Here is a 15710-nt window from a genome sequence, read left to right on the forward strand (position 1 = left end):
GAATGTATATTTTGATTATACTGAATAGACGACGTTGCACGGAGATTGTTTCACCTCAAAAGCCTAAATAACAATTATTTAACATTTGCCCATTTTAAAAGCACTTCCTTTTAGACAATTTTAACAGTGTAAAAAGAAGCTTTATTTTCTAGTATATACTGGCATTTCATCTTATTTTTGAGGTAACAAATAATTAGTCCGATGAATAAGAAAGTAATATTGATGATTTTGGATGGATGGGGTAAATCTCCTAATCCAAAAGTTTCAGCTGTAGATAATGCAAACACTCCTTTTATAGACCGTATTCAAAAAGAATATTCCAATGCGAACTTACTTACTGACGGTATGAACGTTGGTCTTCCTGAGGGACAAATGGGGAATAGTGAAGTTGGTCATATGAATTTAGGTGCAGGTAGAATTGTATACCAAGATTTAGCCAAAATAAATAAAGCGGTAAAAGAAGATACGCTTAAGGATGAAAAAGTATTAAAAGAGGCTTTTTTATACGCAAAAGAAAACAACAAGCCTGTACACTTCGTAGGTCTTCTAAGTGACGGTGGTGTTCATAGCCACACCTCACATTTAAAAGGATTGATAAAAGCGAGTGAAGCCTATGCGCTTGACAAGGTATTTATTCATGCTTTTACAGATGGTAGAGATGTAGATCCAAAAAGTGGAAAAGGATACGTTACTGCTATCAATGAATTTTGCGCAGACAAAAAAGCAAAAATAGCGACGGTTATAGGACGTTATTATGCTATGGATAGAGATAAGCGTTGGGAGCGTATTAAATTAGCTTATGACCTTTTAGTTAACAATACTGGTACTAAAACCAATGATATCGCAGCAGAATTGCAAAAAAATTACGATGCTGATGTTACGGATGAGTTTATCAAACCAATTGTAGCTACCAACGCGGATCATACGCCAATTGCTAAAATTGAAAATGGCGATGTTTTAATCTTTTTTAACTTTAGAACAGACCGTGGTCGCGAACTTACAGAAGTACTTAGTCAAGTAGATATGCATGAACAAAACATGCACAAGCTAGATTTATACTATGTAACTATGACAAACTACAATGATGCTTATAAAAACATTCATGTAGTGTATGATAAAGATAATATTGAAAAGACTTTAGGTGAGGTTTTATCTGAAGCTGGTAAAAAGCAAATTAGAATTGCTGAAACAGAAAAATACCCACATGTAACATTTTTCTTTAATGGAGGTCGTGAAACACCTTTTGAAGGAGAAGAAAGATTACTGTGCCCATCTCCTAAAGTTGCCACTTATGATCTTCAACCAGAAATGAGTGCCTATGAAATTAGGGATGCTATTATTCCAGAGTTAGAAAAAGGTGATGCTGATTTTGTATGTTTGAATTTCGCTAATCCTGATATGGTTGGCCATACGGGAGTTATGGAAGCCGCGATTAAAGCTTGTGAGGTAGTAGACAGTTGCGCAGAAGCAGTTGTTACCGCTGGTTTAAAAAATGGATATTCTAGCATTGTTATAGCAGACCATGGAAACTGCGAAACTATGATTAACCCAGATGGCAGTCCTAACACCGCACACACCACCAATCCTGTTCCATTAATATTGGTAGATAAAGATCATATTAAAATTAGTGATGGTGTTTTAGGAGATATTGCTCCTACAATTTTAAAACTAATGGGTGTTGCGCAACCTGCCGTAATGACCCAGAAACCATTGGTATAAAATGTACCAAAAAATGTATATTTGCAATCTATGATTATAGTAAAAACTACAGAAGAAATAGAATTAATGCGCGAAAGCGCATTAATCGTTTCAAAGACTTTAGGAATGCTTGCCAGTGAAGTAAAACCTGGTGTTACAACCTTACAGTTAGATGCTTTAGCAGAAACTTTTATTCGCGACCATGGTGCTGTTCCAGGATTCTTGGGCTTATATGATTTTCCAAATTCTCTTTGCATGAGCCCTAATGCTCAAATTGTTCATGGTATACCAAACAATACGCCATTAGAAGAAGGTGATATTATATCTATTGACTGTGGTGCCTTTAAAAACGATTTTCATGGAGACCATGCCTATACTTTTGAAGTAGGTGAAGTAGCTCCTGAAACAAAAAAATTATTGGACGTTACCAAAGCATCGCTGTATGTAGGTATCCGAGAATTTAAAGCAGGTAACCGCGTTGGCGATGTTGGCTATGCTATTCAAAAATTTACGGAAGATCACGGGTATGGTGTAGTACGGGAATTAGTAGGGCACGGCTTAGGTCGTAAAATGCACGAAGATCCAGAAATGCCAAACTATGGTAAAAGAGGACGTGGTAAAAAGTTTGTAGAAGGAATGGTTGTCGCTATTGAACCGATGACAAATTTAGGTACACATAGAATAAAACAACTGAAAGATGGTTGGACTATTTTAACGGCCGATGGAAAGCCAAGTGCACATTTTGAACATGATATTGCATTAGTAAACGGAAAGCCTGAGCTTTTATCTACCTTCAAATATATTTACGAGGCTTTAGGTATTGAAAGCAACGAAGAAGATGAGTTTAGACAAGTAAAAATCTAAACGCATTAAAAAATAGCAGCGTCACCTACATTTTCACTAGCGAAAACCCCATAAATTAGTGTCAAAAATTTTCAAGTATATTTTAAACACCATACCAAGACCAATACTTATTAAATTAAGTTATTTGGCACGACCTGTTTTGGCTTTTTCCATGAAAGGTGATACGTATACAGATCCTATTGATGGAAAAAGTTTTAAGCGTTTCTTACCTTATGGTTACGAAAGTCCTAGAGAAAATGTATTATCACCCTCTACGTTATCATTAGAACGTCACAGACTCTTATGGCTGTATTTAAAAGATGAAACAGATTTCTTTACTAAGAAGTATAAGGTTTTACATTTTGCTCCAGAACAAGCCTTTTACAAGCGTTTTAGAGCCTTAGAAAATTTAAACTACACAACCACAGATCTAGACTCACCTCTTGCGGATATAAAAGCAGATATCTGTGATCTTCCATTTGCCGATAACAGTTTTGATATTATTTTTTGCAACCACGTTTTAGAACATATCCCTGATGATACCAAGGCCATGGAAGAAATCTACAGGATATTAAAACCTAACGGATGGGCTATTTTACAAATACCGCAAGATTTAAAAAGAGCTACCACTTTTGAAGATGATACCATAACCGACCGAAAAGAGCGTGCAAAAATATTTGGTCAATATGACCATGTTAGAATATACGGCCGTGATTATTTCACCAAATTAAGGGAAATAGGATTTCATGTAGATGAGGTAGATTATACGTCAAAACTAACACCTGAAACCATCGACAAGTACTGCTTAGCAAAAGGAGAAATTTTACCTGTAGTTAGAAAACTTATTTAACATAGAGTTTTTCAAAACCTTTAGTTACAAATTGTTTTACATCACCTTTACCATCAATATATAAGATTAGCGCTTCAAAACCTTCTCTATCTATAATTAAACTAGTAGACTTCTCTAAATCCATCGCCATAAAAGCAGTGGCATACGCATCTGCTTCCGCACAGGTTGGCCCCAAAATAGTCACCCCTAAAACATTAGAATTCTTAGTATATCCGGTAATAGGATCAACAGTATGCACATACTTTACACCTGTTGAAGCATCTTCTCTAAAGTGCCTGTAATTACCCGATGAAGCAAGACCTTTATTCGTTAGTTTTATTTTAGCAATAGGAGTAGAACGATCATTTGCTTGAGGATCATCAATCCCCACTACAAAGTCTTTATTTTTAATCTTATTCACACCTTTAGCCACTAACTCCCCTCCTACTTCTACCAAGTAATTATCAATTCCTTTTGCATCAAGCAAAGCGCCTAAGCGATCTACAGCATAACCTTTAGCAATCGCATTAAAATCAAAAATAATACTTGGGTTCATTTTAGAAATGGTATTATCCTCATTCAGCCTTACTTTACCAAATCCAACAAAATTCAATAAGCTATCTACCCTAGCGCTATCAAGTTCAATTTGCTGTCCAGGACCAAATCCCCAAGAGTTCACTAAAACCCCTACGGTAGGGTCAAAATAGCCCTCTGTACGCGCATTAATCTCTTTAGATAGTTGAAATACGTCTTGAAACATCTCATCGACTACTACTGTACTATCTCCTCGGTTAATTTTAGAAATATCAGAATCTGGAATATAGGTAGACATTGAATGATTCATGGCAGCGAAAACTGAATCAATTTCTTTTTCTAGATTAAGTTCCTCAGTATCATAAAATAAAATGGAATAGGTAGTACCTAACGCCGCGCCGGTATGCCTATTCTCTACAAAAACATCCCCACAAGAATTTAAAAAAAGGGTTAGTACCACTATCCCACTAATCGCAGGCACTCTAAATTTTAACAAGTCCATCATAATCAACAACGTAATCTTCATTTAAATAAACTGGTAAGTTATGATCTTTTGCATTGACCAAACCAACACCAGCGAAATAGGTTAACGCCTCAAACTTCTCTGCATGATCTTTCATTTTCGTCAGATTATCCATATCTAAATCTTTAGGATCATTAGGAAATACAATAGCTTTCACAACAACAAAATGAAGCTCTTTTTCTTTAAGACAAACAAACTGCGGATTTTTTTTAAGTGTACTATTTACTGATAAAAACTCAAAGCCTTCTGCTTCTAATTGTTTACCTACAATATTCATAGCTAAGTTATGTAATTCTTGTTCAGAAAGCGCTGTCATAGGAAAGTTTAGGAATAAAAAAACCGACATAAAAATATCGGTTTTTAGTAAAAATAAAAATATTATTAGCTATATATTATGGTTTATCCGCCAAAATCATCGAATCTAATGTGCTCATCTGGAATACCAAAATCTTCACCCATTTTCTGAACAGCTTTGTTCATTAATGGAGGACCACAGAAATAAAGCTCAATATCTTCTGGAGATTCATGCTTAGATAAATAATTATCAATTACACAGTTGTGAATAAATCCAACAAAACCATCTCCTGGCGCATCAACATCTTCTTTAACTTTCCAGTTATCTTCTGGTGCTGGCTCAGAAAGTGCTAAATAGAATTTAAAGTTTGGAAAATCTTTTTCTAATTTATAGAAATGATCTAAATAGAACAATTCTCTCTTAGAACGACCACCGTACCAATATGTTACTTTTCTACCAGTCTTTAAGGTTCTGAACAGATGGTATAAATGAGATCTCATTGGAGCCATACCTGCACCACCACCAACGTAAAGCATTTCAGCATCGGACTCATTAATAAAGAATTCTCCATAAGGTCCTGAAATTACTACATCATCTCCTGGCTTTAAATTAAAAATGTAAGAAGAAGCTACACCTGGATTTACATCCATCCATCCGTTTTTAGCTCTATCCCATGGCGGGGTGGCAATACGAACGTTAAGCATAATTTCTCTTCCTTCTGCAGGATAAGAAGCCATAGAATATGCTCTTTCTACAGTCTCTGGATTTTTCATTACCAAAGGCCATAAATTAAACTTATCCCATTCTGCTTGAAACTTATCTGGCGTTTCATGCTCTTCTGGGTGTGCTGTAATATCAATGTCAGCATATTTTACTTCACATTCAGGAATTTCAATTTGAATATACCCCCCTGCTTTGTAATTCATATCTTCAGGAATCTCTACTACAAATTCCTTAATAAAAGAAGCAACGTTATAATTACGCACCACTTTTGCTGGCCACTTCTTAATTCCGAATACTTCTTCCGGAATAGTAATATCCATATTCTGCTTTACCTTTACTTGACACGCTAAACGAGCACCATGTAAAAGTTCTTTTTTTGAGAAGTGAGGTGTTTCTGTTGGCAAAGCTTCACCACCACCAGAAAGAACGTGACATTCACATTGAATACAAGTTCCACCACCACCACATGCAGATGGTAAAAATATTTTTTGATTTCCTAATGTAGACAATAACGATCCACCTGAACCAACTTCAATTGTCTTCTCACCATTAATGGTAATTGTTACGGGACCTGAAGGTGATAATTTTTCTTTTGTAAATAAAAGTAATGCAACCAATACTAATAAAAGAATCATAAAAGCAATCACCGTAATTGCTATTGTTCCACCTGTACTTGTAGCTAAAATCATTCTTATTTATTTAAAACTTCGTTATAAGAAACTTCTTTTTCTGAAATTTCCTTATTTAATTTCTTATCGTCTTTTACAGCTGTTTGTATTGGCTCTTCTGCAGCTGCTTCATCTCCACCACCAGTAAGCATACCACCAAAACTCATAAAGCCAATGGCCATTAAACCTGTAATAATAAATGTAATTCCTAAACCTCTTAATGGTGCAGGCACATTTGAATACCTAATTTTCTCTCTAATTGCTGCAATCGCTAAAATGGCTAAAAACCATCCAATACCGGAAGCTAAACCATAATTAAAAGCCAAACCTAAGGTTTGAATATCTCTAGATTGCATAAATAAAGACCCTCCTAAAATTGCACAGTTTACAGCAATTAATGGTAAAAATATACCCAATGAGTTATATAAAGAAGGCGAAAATTTCTCTACTACTATTTCTACTAATTGTACCATTGTTGCAATGGTAGCAATGAATAAAATAAAAGATAAAAAACTTAGATTGTAATCTGCGTATTCTGGACCTAACCAAGCTAAAGCACCATCTCTTAATAGATACTGATCTAACAACCAGTTTAAAGGTACTGTCACCGCTAATACAAAAATTACAGCAGCACCTAGTCCTACCGCGGTAGCAACCTTTTTAGATACCGCTAGATAAGAACACATCCCCAAGAATGTGGCAAATACCATATTGTCAATAAATATGGATTTAAAGAATAATTCTACATTTTCTAACATAATACTATTTTCTTGGAATGACTACTTAATTTTCTTCTACTAAAGCTGGGTTTCTTGAACGTTGTACCCAAATGATAATACCAACAACAATTAAAGCCATTGGCGAAAGCAACATAAAACCGTTGTTCTCATATCCTAGTGCATACAAACCAGTCTTAGCAATTGGATCTCCTAAAACTTTAAAACCTAATAACGTACCAGATCCTAAAAGCTCTCTAAAGAAGCCTATTATAATTAATATTAAACCATATCCTAAAGAGTTTCCTATACCATCTAAGAATGATCTCCAAGGCCCGTTTGCCAAAGCAAAAGCTTCAAAACGCCCCATAATGATACAGTTTGTAATAATAAGTCCCACGAATACAGAAAGTGTTTTACTCAATTCATAAGCAAAAGCTTTCAACACTTGATCTACTATAATTACTAAAGCGGCTACCACTACAAGCTGCACAATAATTCTAATTTTAGAAGGAATGATATTTCTCATTAAAGAAATAACTACGTTACCCATACCTAAAACAAACATTACTGAAACTGCCATTACTATGGAAGCTTTTAATTCTGCCGTAATTGCCAATGCAGAACAGATACCTAGTACCTGTATTGTAATTGGGTTATTATCTGCTAGAGGATCTAAAATCAGTCCACTATCTTTTTTTGAAAGTAATCCCATAATTAATTAGCTCTAATAGTTTTTAAATAATCTTCGTAAAGCTTCATCGTTTCTGAAATCATTGCAGAAACGCCGTTACCTGTAATTGTTGCCCCCGCAAGTGCATCAACTTCGTTATCATCTTTGGTTAAGTTCGTAGGATCATTATTTCCTTTTGCTACATTTATACCACTGTAACGCGTACCAGCCATAATGGTTTCTCCTGTGAAATCATCCATAAAATAACGCTGTTTAATGTTCGCACCTAATCCCGGAGTTTCTCCTTTATGATCAAAGTATACTCCCTGAACTACCATATTAGCATCTAAGGCTATAAAACCCCAAATAGCATCCCAAAGCCCTTTTCCATACATAGGTATGATATAGAACTTCTTGCCATCTTTTTCCCCAATAAACAATGGAAGTTTAGCTTTTTCACCTTTTTTTGCTAAAGCGATTTGCTTCTTAACATCAATTAAATATGCATTATCATCTTTGGACACTTCCCCATCAACAATAACTAATTGCTCTTTAATATATTTTGTAAATTCTTCTTCTACCTTATCTGCAGGAATAAAATTTACACTTCCTTCATCAACATTTTCATTTACACCCATAGCGTAAAGAATATTCTGTTGTTTTTCGAATCGTTCGTTTTCCTTAATCTTATCACTTAAGCCAGAAGCTGTAAGTGCTAAAACAGAACCAACTACTACTACCATTATAGCCGCAAAAACAACGGTATAAAGATTTTTGTCTGTGTTAACTGCCATAATTAAACTGTTTCGGCTTTTAATTTTTCTGATTTACTAGCGCTATCGTTTGGTAAGATGGTTGCGTTTTTTAATCTTTTTAAACGCTTCTTAACATTACCACGAATCACGTAATGATCTATTGTAGGTGCAAATACATTCATTAACAATATTGCTAAGAAAACACCTTCTGGATACGCTGGGTTGAATACACGAATCATTACCGAAATAAAACCGATAAAGAAACCGTAAAACCATTTCCCTTTATTTGTTTGAGACCCTGTAACAGGATCAGTAGCCATATAAACAATACCAAATGCAAGACCACCAACGATTAGATGCTTCCAAAAAGTAAAACTCATAAGACCATAAAATTTACTAGTCTCACCAATCCAACCAGAACTTACCACTCCATTGAACATTAAGCCCATTACCAAAGCACCAAGAACGGCACTCAACATAATTCTCCAGCTTGCTATTTTACTGAAAATCAAAAATAAGCCTCCTAAAAGAATTAAGAATGTAGAAGTTTCTCCTACAGATCCTGGTATAAAACCAAAGAACATGTCCGAGATTGAATAGGTCATTTCCGCAGCCTTATTTTGTGCTAAGTAACCAAGAATTGTTTCTCCTGATATAGCATCTGGCGTACCTGCTAAATTAACAGCATCATAGACCCAAACTTTATCACCACTCATCCATGTTGGATATGCAAAGAATAAAAAGGCCCTAATAGTTAATGCAGGATTTAAGATATTCATTCCTGTACCACCAAAAACTTCCTTACCAATAACTACACCAAATATTACGGCGATAGACAACATCCAAAGTGGAGTATCAATTGGTACGATAAGTGGCACTAACATCCCTGTCACCAAGTACCCTTCTTCTACTTCATGTCCTTTAATAACAGCAAATATGAATTCAACTATAAGTCCAACACCATAAGAAACCACTACTAACGGAAGTACTTTAATTATTCCAATCCAGAAATTTTCCCATGTTAAAAAGTTTCCAAATACAGAAACTTCACGAACCACACCATTAGCAGCATCTATGGCTGCAAAATGCTGATAACCCGCATTAAACATAGAGAATAATAAAACTGGTATAAGCGCCATGATTACTGTATTCATGGTACGTTTTAAATCATCTGCACCTCTAACATGACTACCTGAATGTGTAGTCTCATTAGGAGCATATAGAAAAGTATGTATTGCATTAAAGGCTGGTGCCATTTTCTTGCCCTTATACTCTTCTTTTAAATTGTGTAATTTATTTTTAAGGCTCATAGTTATCCTATTTCTTTTTGTAATAAATCTAATCCTTCACGAATAATTTGCTGATGAGGCTGCTTAGAAATACAGATAAACTCTGTCAATGAAAAATCTTCCGGGGCAACTTCATACAATCCTAGTTGTTCCATTTCATCTAAATCTTTGACCATGCACGCTTTAAGTAATTGCATTGGAAAAATATCTAATGGAAACACCTCTTCATATTGACCAGTAACTACGAATGCTCTATGCTCGCCATTCGTATTTGTTGTTAGATCATATTTTTTCTTAGGACTTAACCATGAGAACGTCAATGCTCTAGTCGTAGAAATCTTATTGAAAATTGGTTTATTCCAACCGAAAAATTCATAATCATCTCCTTCTGGAATAGCAGTAACCGTGTTGTTATAAAAACCTAAATAACCATCTTGACTAGACTTAGACCCTGTTAAAACATCACCATTTATTACTCTAAATTTTTCTCCATTAACACCACTCGCATAAAGAAAAGTAGCAATCTCAGATCCAATTTTAGTCGTATAATATTGTGGTTTTTTAACAGATGAACCTCCTAATGCAACAATACGCTCTGCATTAAATTTCCCCGTCAACAATAACTCTCCGATAATTACTAAATCTTGAGGGGTTATTACCCAAACCAATTCTCCTTTATTAATAGGATCTAATTTATTGATTTGTGTACCCACAAGACCCGCAGGATGCGGACCAGAAACTTGATGCATTTCTGCATCTTTAAGTCCCGCCAATGGAGAACTAGAATCACCATAAGAAACGTGTACTTTACCTGGTGTAAGTTTAGAGACTGCAGAAATAGCTGCTTGCAATTCTTTTTCTTTACCTTTTAAAGTATAGTTCAGTTCTGCTGCCAAGGGAGCGGTTACATATCCTGACACAAAAATTGCTTTTGGTGTCGTTTCAGGATCTGCAATCACATCATAAGGTCGTTGTTTGATAAACGGCCAACTACCAGACTTAAGCAATAATGCTTTAATATCTGCAGCTGATGAACTACCTAGATTTGGAACTTGATGTTCTATAGATTCTTGAGTTTTACCAGCTGTAATTTTAAGTGATAGGATTTTTCTTCTTTCCCCTCGCTTAATTTCAGCCAATTGACCACTCACAGGAGAAACAAAAAGCATAGACTCATGATTTTTGTTGTAGAAGAGCGCTTCACCTGCTTTTACTTCTGCGCCTTCTTTTACAAGCATTTTAGGGGCAATCCCATGAAAATCCTGTAAATTTATAACATAAACATTACTATCTGGCGCTTTAACCGTAACGGTTTCAGCCTTACCAACTAAATTAATGTTTAAGCCTTTCTTAATTCTGATGTCTTTAGACATATTAATGTAGACCTTAGGTTAACAAAATTTGATGCAAATTTAAAATTTTAAGAGTACATTTCGCTACTAAAATCGCCAAGAATATACTATTTATATTTATTCTAAATAATACTGAAGTCAAAAATACTACTCGTTTTTTAGGCACAACTTTTGCTTATCTTTGCCAAACAACCGCTTACAATGAAAAAATACTTTTTATTATCACTCCTACTTGCTAGTTTTTTAAGCGCTAGCGCTCAGATTCAAGAAGAAATAAACGCTCCCGAAAACATTAAAACTATTGTTTTTAAAGGAGAAACCGAAGATCAATTCCCGATTGCGCTATTAGGAGACCCTATTTATTTAGAATTTGATGATATCACCGCAGGTGAATATGACTACTATTACAAAATTACACACTGCAACTACGATTGGACTCCTTCAGACTTACTAAAATCTCAATACCTCAACGGAATTGATGATCAAAGAATTACAGACTACAACAATAGCTATAATACCTTACAGCCCTATTCTAATTACAAACTCACCATTCCCAATGACAATGTAAGGCTAAAAATTAGCGGTAATTATATGTTAGAAGTTTATGACAGTAATTACGAAATTGTATTTTCAAGAAGGTTTGTGGTCTATCAAGATTTAGTCACGGTTGGAGTTACCCCGAAAAGAACTCGTGATTTTGAATTTATCACTGAGAAGCAAATCACTCAAATAAACATCAACTACAGCAACTTCTCCTTAGTAAATCCTAAAAAAGAAGTTAAACTCGCAATTATTCAAAATTATTATTGGCCCACTTCTTTACAGAACATTAAACCCCAATTTACACTAGGCACAGAACTCGTCTACAAATATGATAGCGAAACGAGTTTTTATGCCGGAAATGAATTTTTAAATTTTGACACTAAGGATTTAAGATCCGCGACAGCCGCCATCTCCTCTATAGAACTCACCGATCTTTACAACCATTACCTTTTCACGGATATCTTTAGAAATGACAGACCCTATACCTATTTCCCCGATATTAATGGAGATTTTGTCGTAAGAACATTACAAGGTGATGATTCTTCAAGAGAAGCAGAATACACCAAAATTCATTTTAGCCTTCCTTATAAAGCACAGATTGATATGGACGATGTTTATGTGTTTGGAAAATTTAACAACTACGCATTGACAGATGAAAATAAAATGATTTTCAATGCTGAAAATGGACTTTTAGAAGCTACTATTTTAATGAAGCAAGGATTTTACAACTACAAGTATGCTACCAAACAAGGAGATACGATAGATTTAAACAAAATATCAGGAAACTTTCACAACACAGAAAATCATTATTTGGTCTTAGTCTACTATAGAAATTTCGGAGACTTATATGATAGTATTATCGGTATTGGATCAGCTAGCGCTGCAAACATTAGCAATTAAAAAAGTCCTTCATGTCCTTCGAAAGCATAATTACATCGAAGTTCCTTGCTAAGACTATAAAAAAAATAAAAACTTTCATACCTTGCTTATTATTAAGACGTAAAACATGGTTTTGAGCTAATTTCGACATCTTTTGAAATGTCAAAATTTTATTAAAGTTTCGTTTCTATGTTAGTTATTTCTTAATTTTAAGACTAAAGTAATCTGTAATCCTAATAGCAAATTTAGCATTTGAAAGCAATGACAACTCAGATAACAAAAGGGATAAAAATTTCTGTAAGCACAAGTTTTGAAGGTACGTTTTTTAAAAATTATAAAACGCACTACGCCTTTGGATACACTATTACCATAGAAAACCAAAGCAAGGATTCTGTACAGCTAACTTCTCGTCATTGGAAAATATATGATTCTCTAAATGAGTTAGAAGTTCTTGACGGCGAAGGAGTGATTGGAAAAAAACCAGTTATTTTACCTGGAGAATCTCACACCTACAGTTCTGGCTGTTTACTAACCTCTACAATAGGTGCCATGAAAGGTCACTACAATATGGTTAATTTTAACACTAATGAAAAATTTAGAGTATACATACCTACTTTTAAATTTAGTACTCCTTTTACCTTGAACTAATACCATTATCTTTTTTTTATAGCTCTCAACTTTTAGTACCTTTACCATCACTATTTTAATTTAAAAATAAAGACAAATGGGTAAAGGATTTTTCAAAGTTCCGACAGCTATCAACGAACCTATAAAAGGATACGTACCAGGATCTCCTGAGCGCGAAGAAGTTTTAAAACAATACAAATCATATTTCAACGGCAGTGTTGATGTTCCTTTATATATTGGAAGTGAAGAAATAAAAACAGGAAACACAAGAACAATGTCTCCTCCTCACGACCATAAACATATTGTAGGAACATACCATGTTGCAGAAAAAAAACATGTTACCCAAGCTATAGATAATGCTTTAGCCTCTAGAACCGCCTGGGCTAATCTTCCTTGGGAACAAAGAGCTGCTATATTTTTAAAGGCTGCAGAATTACTTGCAGGACCTTATAGAGCAAAAATTAATGCCGCTACAATGATAGCGCAATCTAAGACTATACATCAAGCAGAGATTGATGCTGCTTGTGAGTTTATTGACTTTTTACGTTTTAACGTACAGTACATGACTGAAATTTACCAAGAGCAGCCAGCATCTGCGCCTGGTATTTGGAACCGTGTTGAATTTAGACCTTTAGAAGGTTTCATTTATGCCATTACACCATTTAACTTTACAGCTATTGCAGGTAATTTACCAGCAAGTGCAGCAATGATGGGAAATGTTGTTGTTTGGAAACCAAGTGACAGCCAAATCTTCTCAGCTAAAGTTATTGTTGATGTTTTCAAAGAGGCAGGTTTACCAGACGGTGTAATCAATGTTGTTTACGGAGATCCAGTAATGATCACTGAAACTGTTTTAGATAGTCCTGATTTTGCAGGAATCCACTTCACAGGATCTACACATGTTTTCAAAGAATTATGGAAACAAATTGGAAACAACATCCATACTTACAAAACATATCCAAAAATTGTTGGAGAAACAGGAGGTAAAGATTTTATTGTAGCTCACAAAACTGCAAATCCTAGTCAAGTTTCTACTGCAATTGTAAGAGGCTCTTTTGAATTCCAAGGTCAGAAATGTAGCGCAGCTTCTAGAGTATACCTTCCTAAATCTATCGCTAACGAAGTATTAGAAAACGTTAAGGCTGATTTAAAATCGATTAACAAACCTGGTTCTCCTGAAGACATGTCTAATTTTGTGACCGCTGTTATTCACGAAGGTTCATTTGATAAATTAGCGAAGTATATTGACCAAGCTAAGAAAGATGACAACGCAGAAGTTATTGCTGGTGGTAATTACGACAAGTCTAAAGGGTACTTCATTGAGCCTACTGTTATCGTAACTACAGATCCTAAATACACTACTATGGAAACGGAATTATTCGGACCTGTAGTAACCATATATATATATGAGGATGAAAACTGGGCTGAAACGTTAAAATTAGTAGACAGCACCTCTGAATATGCACTTACTGGAGCTGTATTAGCTACAGATCGTTATGTTATAGAAGAAGCAACCAAAGCATTACAAAATTGCGCAGGTAACTTTTATATTAATGACAAGCCAACTGGTGCTGTTGTAGGACAACAACCATTTGGTGGTGCAAGAGCTTCTGGCACCAATGATAAAGCGGGATCTGCTCAAAATTTATTACGCTGGGTATCTCCTAGACTAATTAAAGAAACATTTGTTACTCCTGTAGATTACAGATATCCGTTTTTAGGATAATAATATAGTAAACAGTATTAAATCCCGAAGAAAGCATTTTTCGGGATTTTTTTTGCACCAAACTTAACAGAACAAACAAACGTTGGGAGCGTCCAATAAGATTTTCAAAATAGTGGCTGTAAAAAACCTTATTTTTACAAATAATAAACTCGAAACCAACCCTTTAAACAAAAAACAGATGACACTTAAATTAGCAACACTACTCGGAGTATTTTTTATGGCAACATTTTCTCACGCGCAGAAAGCATCCAAAATACAGAACCTTGAAAGTCCAATAGAAAATTTAACACAAACTACCATCCATGATGTGTTAATTGGAAATCAAAAACAAGTGATTCAATTGGCAGAAGCATTTTCAGAAGCACAATATGCTTGGAGACCTATGGATGGAGTGAATTCTGTTAGCGAAGCACTTTTACACGTCGCTGGCGGAAATTACTTTTTAGCCTCAAAAATGGGCTTTGCTCCACCAGAAGATGTAGATGTAATGGGCTTAACTAAAATTACAGGAAAAGAAAATATCATAGCTGCACTAAAAAAATCTAATGAATTTGTTCTTGCCTCTATTTTGATGGTTAAAAATGACAATCTAACGGATGAAGTAGATTTTGGATTCGCAAAAATGAGCACCTTAGCAGGCCTTCTTGCCATCATGGAACACAATGGAGAACACAAAGGACAGTTGATTGCTTACGCTAGATCTAACAATGTTACACCACCTTGGAGCTTAAACTAAAACACTATACATTCAAAATACCTAGCCGCTAACACCAAATGTTAGCGGCTATTTTTATATAAATACATAGACTCAATTAAACAATGAACTATTAAAAAAGTGGTAAAAACCTGAAAATCAGCTAAAATAATTGACATTCCATATACTAACTATGTAAATTTAACGTTAATTAATTGTAAACAAACAGTGTAAATAGTACCTTTACACTTCTTAAAACGGCGGATTATGAAAGATAGAAGTTCAAAAAATCAAAAAAAATCAAAAACATTTACGTTTGAAAGTATTGCAGAATACGTGAAAA

At 34.8% G+C, this 15710-nt stretch carries 15 protein-coding genes; 7 read left to right on the plus strand and 8 right to left on the minus strand.

The genetic code is table 11. The features are described 5' to 3' along the window. Positions 1–201 precede the first annotated feature (201 nt). From gpmI to BLQ19_RS00055, 3 genes are read left to right on the plus strand one after another with little or no spacing between them, the layout of a single operon-like run. The gene (gene gpmI / locus BLQ19_RS00045; protein WP_074537027.1) at positions 202–1719 is read left to right on the plus strand and encodes a 2,3-bisphosphoglycerate-independent phosphoglycerate mutase; all 1518 of its coding nucleotides are present in this window, start codon (positions 202–204) and stop codon (positions 1717–1719) included. Between the two features lie 30 nt (positions 1720–1749). Beyond that, entirely contained in the window at positions 1750–2562 is an 813-nt protein-coding gene (map, locus tag BLQ19_RS00050) for a type I methionyl aminopeptidase (protein WP_025615812.1), read from the plus strand. A gap of 58 nt (positions 2563–2620) precedes the next feature. Continuing rightward, positions 2621–3391 carry a class I SAM-dependent methyltransferase gene (locus tag BLQ19_RS00055; RefSeq protein ID WP_074537028.1) on the plus strand — a complete coding sequence of 257 codons (771 nt, stop codon included), beginning with the start codon at positions 2621–2623 and terminating at the stop codon, positions 3389–3391. Here the strand turns inward: BLQ19_RS00055 and BLQ19_RS00060 are convergent. The 8 genes from BLQ19_RS00060 to BLQ19_RS00095 form a co-directional block, all read right to left on the minus strand. After that, a complete protein-coding gene (locus BLQ19_RS00060) occupies positions 3384–4430 on the minus strand; it encodes an FAD:protein FMN transferase (RefSeq protein ID WP_254788161.1) in 1047 nt (348 codons plus the stop codon). The two genes, BLQ19_RS00055 and BLQ19_RS00060, sit on opposite strands and share 8 nt — an antisense overlap. Next, positions 4387–4743 (minus strand): DUF8840 domain-containing protein, encoded by a 357-nt coding sequence (locus BLQ19_RS00065; RefSeq protein WP_074537352.1) that lies wholly within the window; start codon positions 4741–4743, stop codon positions 4387–4389. The genes BLQ19_RS00060 and BLQ19_RS00065 overlap by 44 nt, the downstream gene beginning before the upstream one ends. Positions 4744–4826: 83 nt before the next feature. Beyond that, positions 4827–6134, minus strand: coding sequence for an NADH:ubiquinone reductase (Na(+)-transporting) subunit F (gene nqrF / locus BLQ19_RS00070; protein WP_074537030.1), 1308 nt, complete (start codon positions 6132–6134; stop codon positions 4827–4829). Positions 6135–6136: 2 nt separating this feature from the next. Further along, positions 6137–6871, minus strand: coding sequence for an NADH:ubiquinone reductase (Na(+)-transporting) subunit E (nqrE, locus tag BLQ19_RS00075; RefSeq protein ID WP_074537031.1), 735 nt, complete (start codon positions 6869–6871; stop codon positions 6137–6139). 25 nt (positions 6872–6896) lie between these two features. Further along, positions 6897–7544 (minus strand): NADH:ubiquinone reductase (Na(+)-transporting) subunit D, encoded by a 648-nt coding sequence (locus BLQ19_RS00080; protein WP_024481665.1) that lies wholly within the window; start codon positions 7542–7544, stop codon positions 6897–6899. 2 nt (positions 7545–7546) lie between these two features. After that, the gene (locus BLQ19_RS00085; protein ID WP_024481666.1) at positions 7547–8296 is read right to left on the minus strand and encodes a Na(+)-translocating NADH-quinone reductase subunit C; all 750 of its coding nucleotides are present in this window, start codon (positions 8294–8296) and stop codon (positions 7547–7549) included. Positions 8297–8298: 2 nt separating this feature from the next. Beyond that, a complete protein-coding gene (locus BLQ19_RS00090; protein ID WP_024481667.1) occupies positions 8299–9567 on the minus strand; it encodes an NADH:ubiquinone reductase (Na(+)-transporting) subunit B in 1269 nt (422 codons plus the stop codon). Positions 9568–9569: 2 nt separating this feature from the next. Continuing rightward, positions 9570–10919, minus strand: coding sequence for a Na(+)-translocating NADH-quinone reductase subunit A (locus BLQ19_RS00095; RefSeq protein ID WP_074537032.1), 1350 nt, complete (start codon positions 10917–10919; stop codon positions 9570–9572). Between the two features lie 180 nt (positions 10920–11099). Between BLQ19_RS00095 and BLQ19_RS00100 the strand changes: the two genes are divergently transcribed. The 4 genes from BLQ19_RS00100 (at position 11100) to BLQ19_RS00115 (ending at position 15409) form a co-directional block, all read left to right on the plus strand. Then, on the plus strand, positions 11100–12341 hold the full coding sequence (locus BLQ19_RS00100; protein ID WP_074537033.1) for a type IX secretion system plug protein: 1242 nt from the start codon (positions 11100–11102) through the stop codon (positions 12339–12341). 240 nt (positions 12342–12581) lie between these two features. Beyond that, positions 12582–12968, plus strand: a complete 387-nt coding sequence (gene apaG, locus BLQ19_RS00105; RefSeq protein ID WP_029447028.1) for a Co2+/Mg2+ efflux facilitator ApaG/CorD — start codon at positions 12582–12584, stop codon at positions 12966–12968. Between the two features lie 76 nt (positions 12969–13044). Beyond that, positions 13045–14673, plus strand: a complete 1629-nt coding sequence (pruA, locus tag BLQ19_RS00110; protein WP_074537034.1) for an L-glutamate gamma-semialdehyde dehydrogenase — start codon at positions 13045–13047, stop codon at positions 14671–14673. Positions 14674–14851: 178 nt separating this feature from the next. Next, entirely contained in the window at positions 14852–15409 is a 558-nt protein-coding gene (locus BLQ19_RS00115) for a DinB family protein (RefSeq protein ID WP_034665439.1), read from the plus strand. The last annotated feature ends 301 nt before the right edge of the window (positions 15410–15710 follow it).

Source organism: Cellulophaga baltica (assembly GCF_900102165.1).
Classification (GTDB): domain Bacteria; phylum Bacteroidota; class Bacteroidia; order Flavobacteriales; family Flavobacteriaceae; genus Cellulophaga; species Cellulophaga baltica.

Excerpts from the sequence above, each read along its gene's own strand:
- gpmI (WP_074537027.1), top strand. The coding sequence starts at position 202 with ATGAATAAGAAAGTAATATTGATGATTTTGGATGGATGGGGTAAATCT.
- map (WP_025615812.1), top strand. The coding sequence starts at position 1,750 with ATGATTATAGTAAAAACTACAGAAGAAATAGAATTAATGCGCGAAAGC.
- BLQ19_RS00060 (WP_254788161.1), bottom strand. The coding sequence starts at position 4,430 with ATGAAGATTACGTTGTTGATTATGATGGACTTGTTAAAATTTAGAGTG.
- BLQ19_RS00065 (WP_074537352.1), bottom strand. The coding sequence starts at position 4,743 with ATGACAGCGCTTTCTGAACAAGAATTACATAACTTAGCTATGAATATT.
- nqrF (WP_074537030.1), bottom strand. The coding sequence starts at position 6,134 with ATGATTTTAGCTACAAGTACAGGTGGAACAATAGCAATTACGGTGATT.
- nqrE (WP_074537031.1), bottom strand. The coding sequence starts at position 6,871 with ATGTTAGAAAATGTAGAATTATTCTTTAAATCCATATTTATTGACAAT.
- BLQ19_RS00080 (WP_024481665.1), bottom strand. The coding sequence starts at position 7,544 with ATGGGATTACTTTCAAAAAAAGATAGTGGACTGATTTTAGATCCTCTA.
- BLQ19_RS00085 (WP_024481666.1), bottom strand. The coding sequence starts at position 8,296 with ATGGCAGTTAACACAGACAAAAATCTTTATACCGTTGTTTTTGCGGCT.
- BLQ19_RS00090 (WP_024481667.1), bottom strand. The coding sequence starts at position 9,567 with ATGAGCCTTAAAAATAAATTACACAATTTAAAAGAAGAGTATAAGGGC.
- BLQ19_RS00095 (WP_074537032.1), bottom strand. The coding sequence starts at position 10,919 with ATGTCTAAAGACATCAGAATTAAGAAAGGCTTAAACATTAATTTAGTT.
- BLQ19_RS00100 (WP_074537033.1), top strand. The coding sequence starts at position 11,100 with ATGAAAAAATACTTTTTATTATCACTCCTACTTGCTAGTTTTTTAAGC.
- apaG (WP_029447028.1), top strand. The coding sequence starts at position 12,582 with ATGACAACTCAGATAACAAAAGGGATAAAAATTTCTGTAAGCACAAGT.
- pruA (WP_074537034.1), top strand. The coding sequence starts at position 13,045 with ATGGGTAAAGGATTTTTCAAAGTTCCGACAGCTATCAACGAACCTATA.
- BLQ19_RS00115 (WP_034665439.1), top strand. The coding sequence starts at position 14,852 with ATGACACTTAAATTAGCAACACTACTCGGAGTATTTTTTATGGCAACA.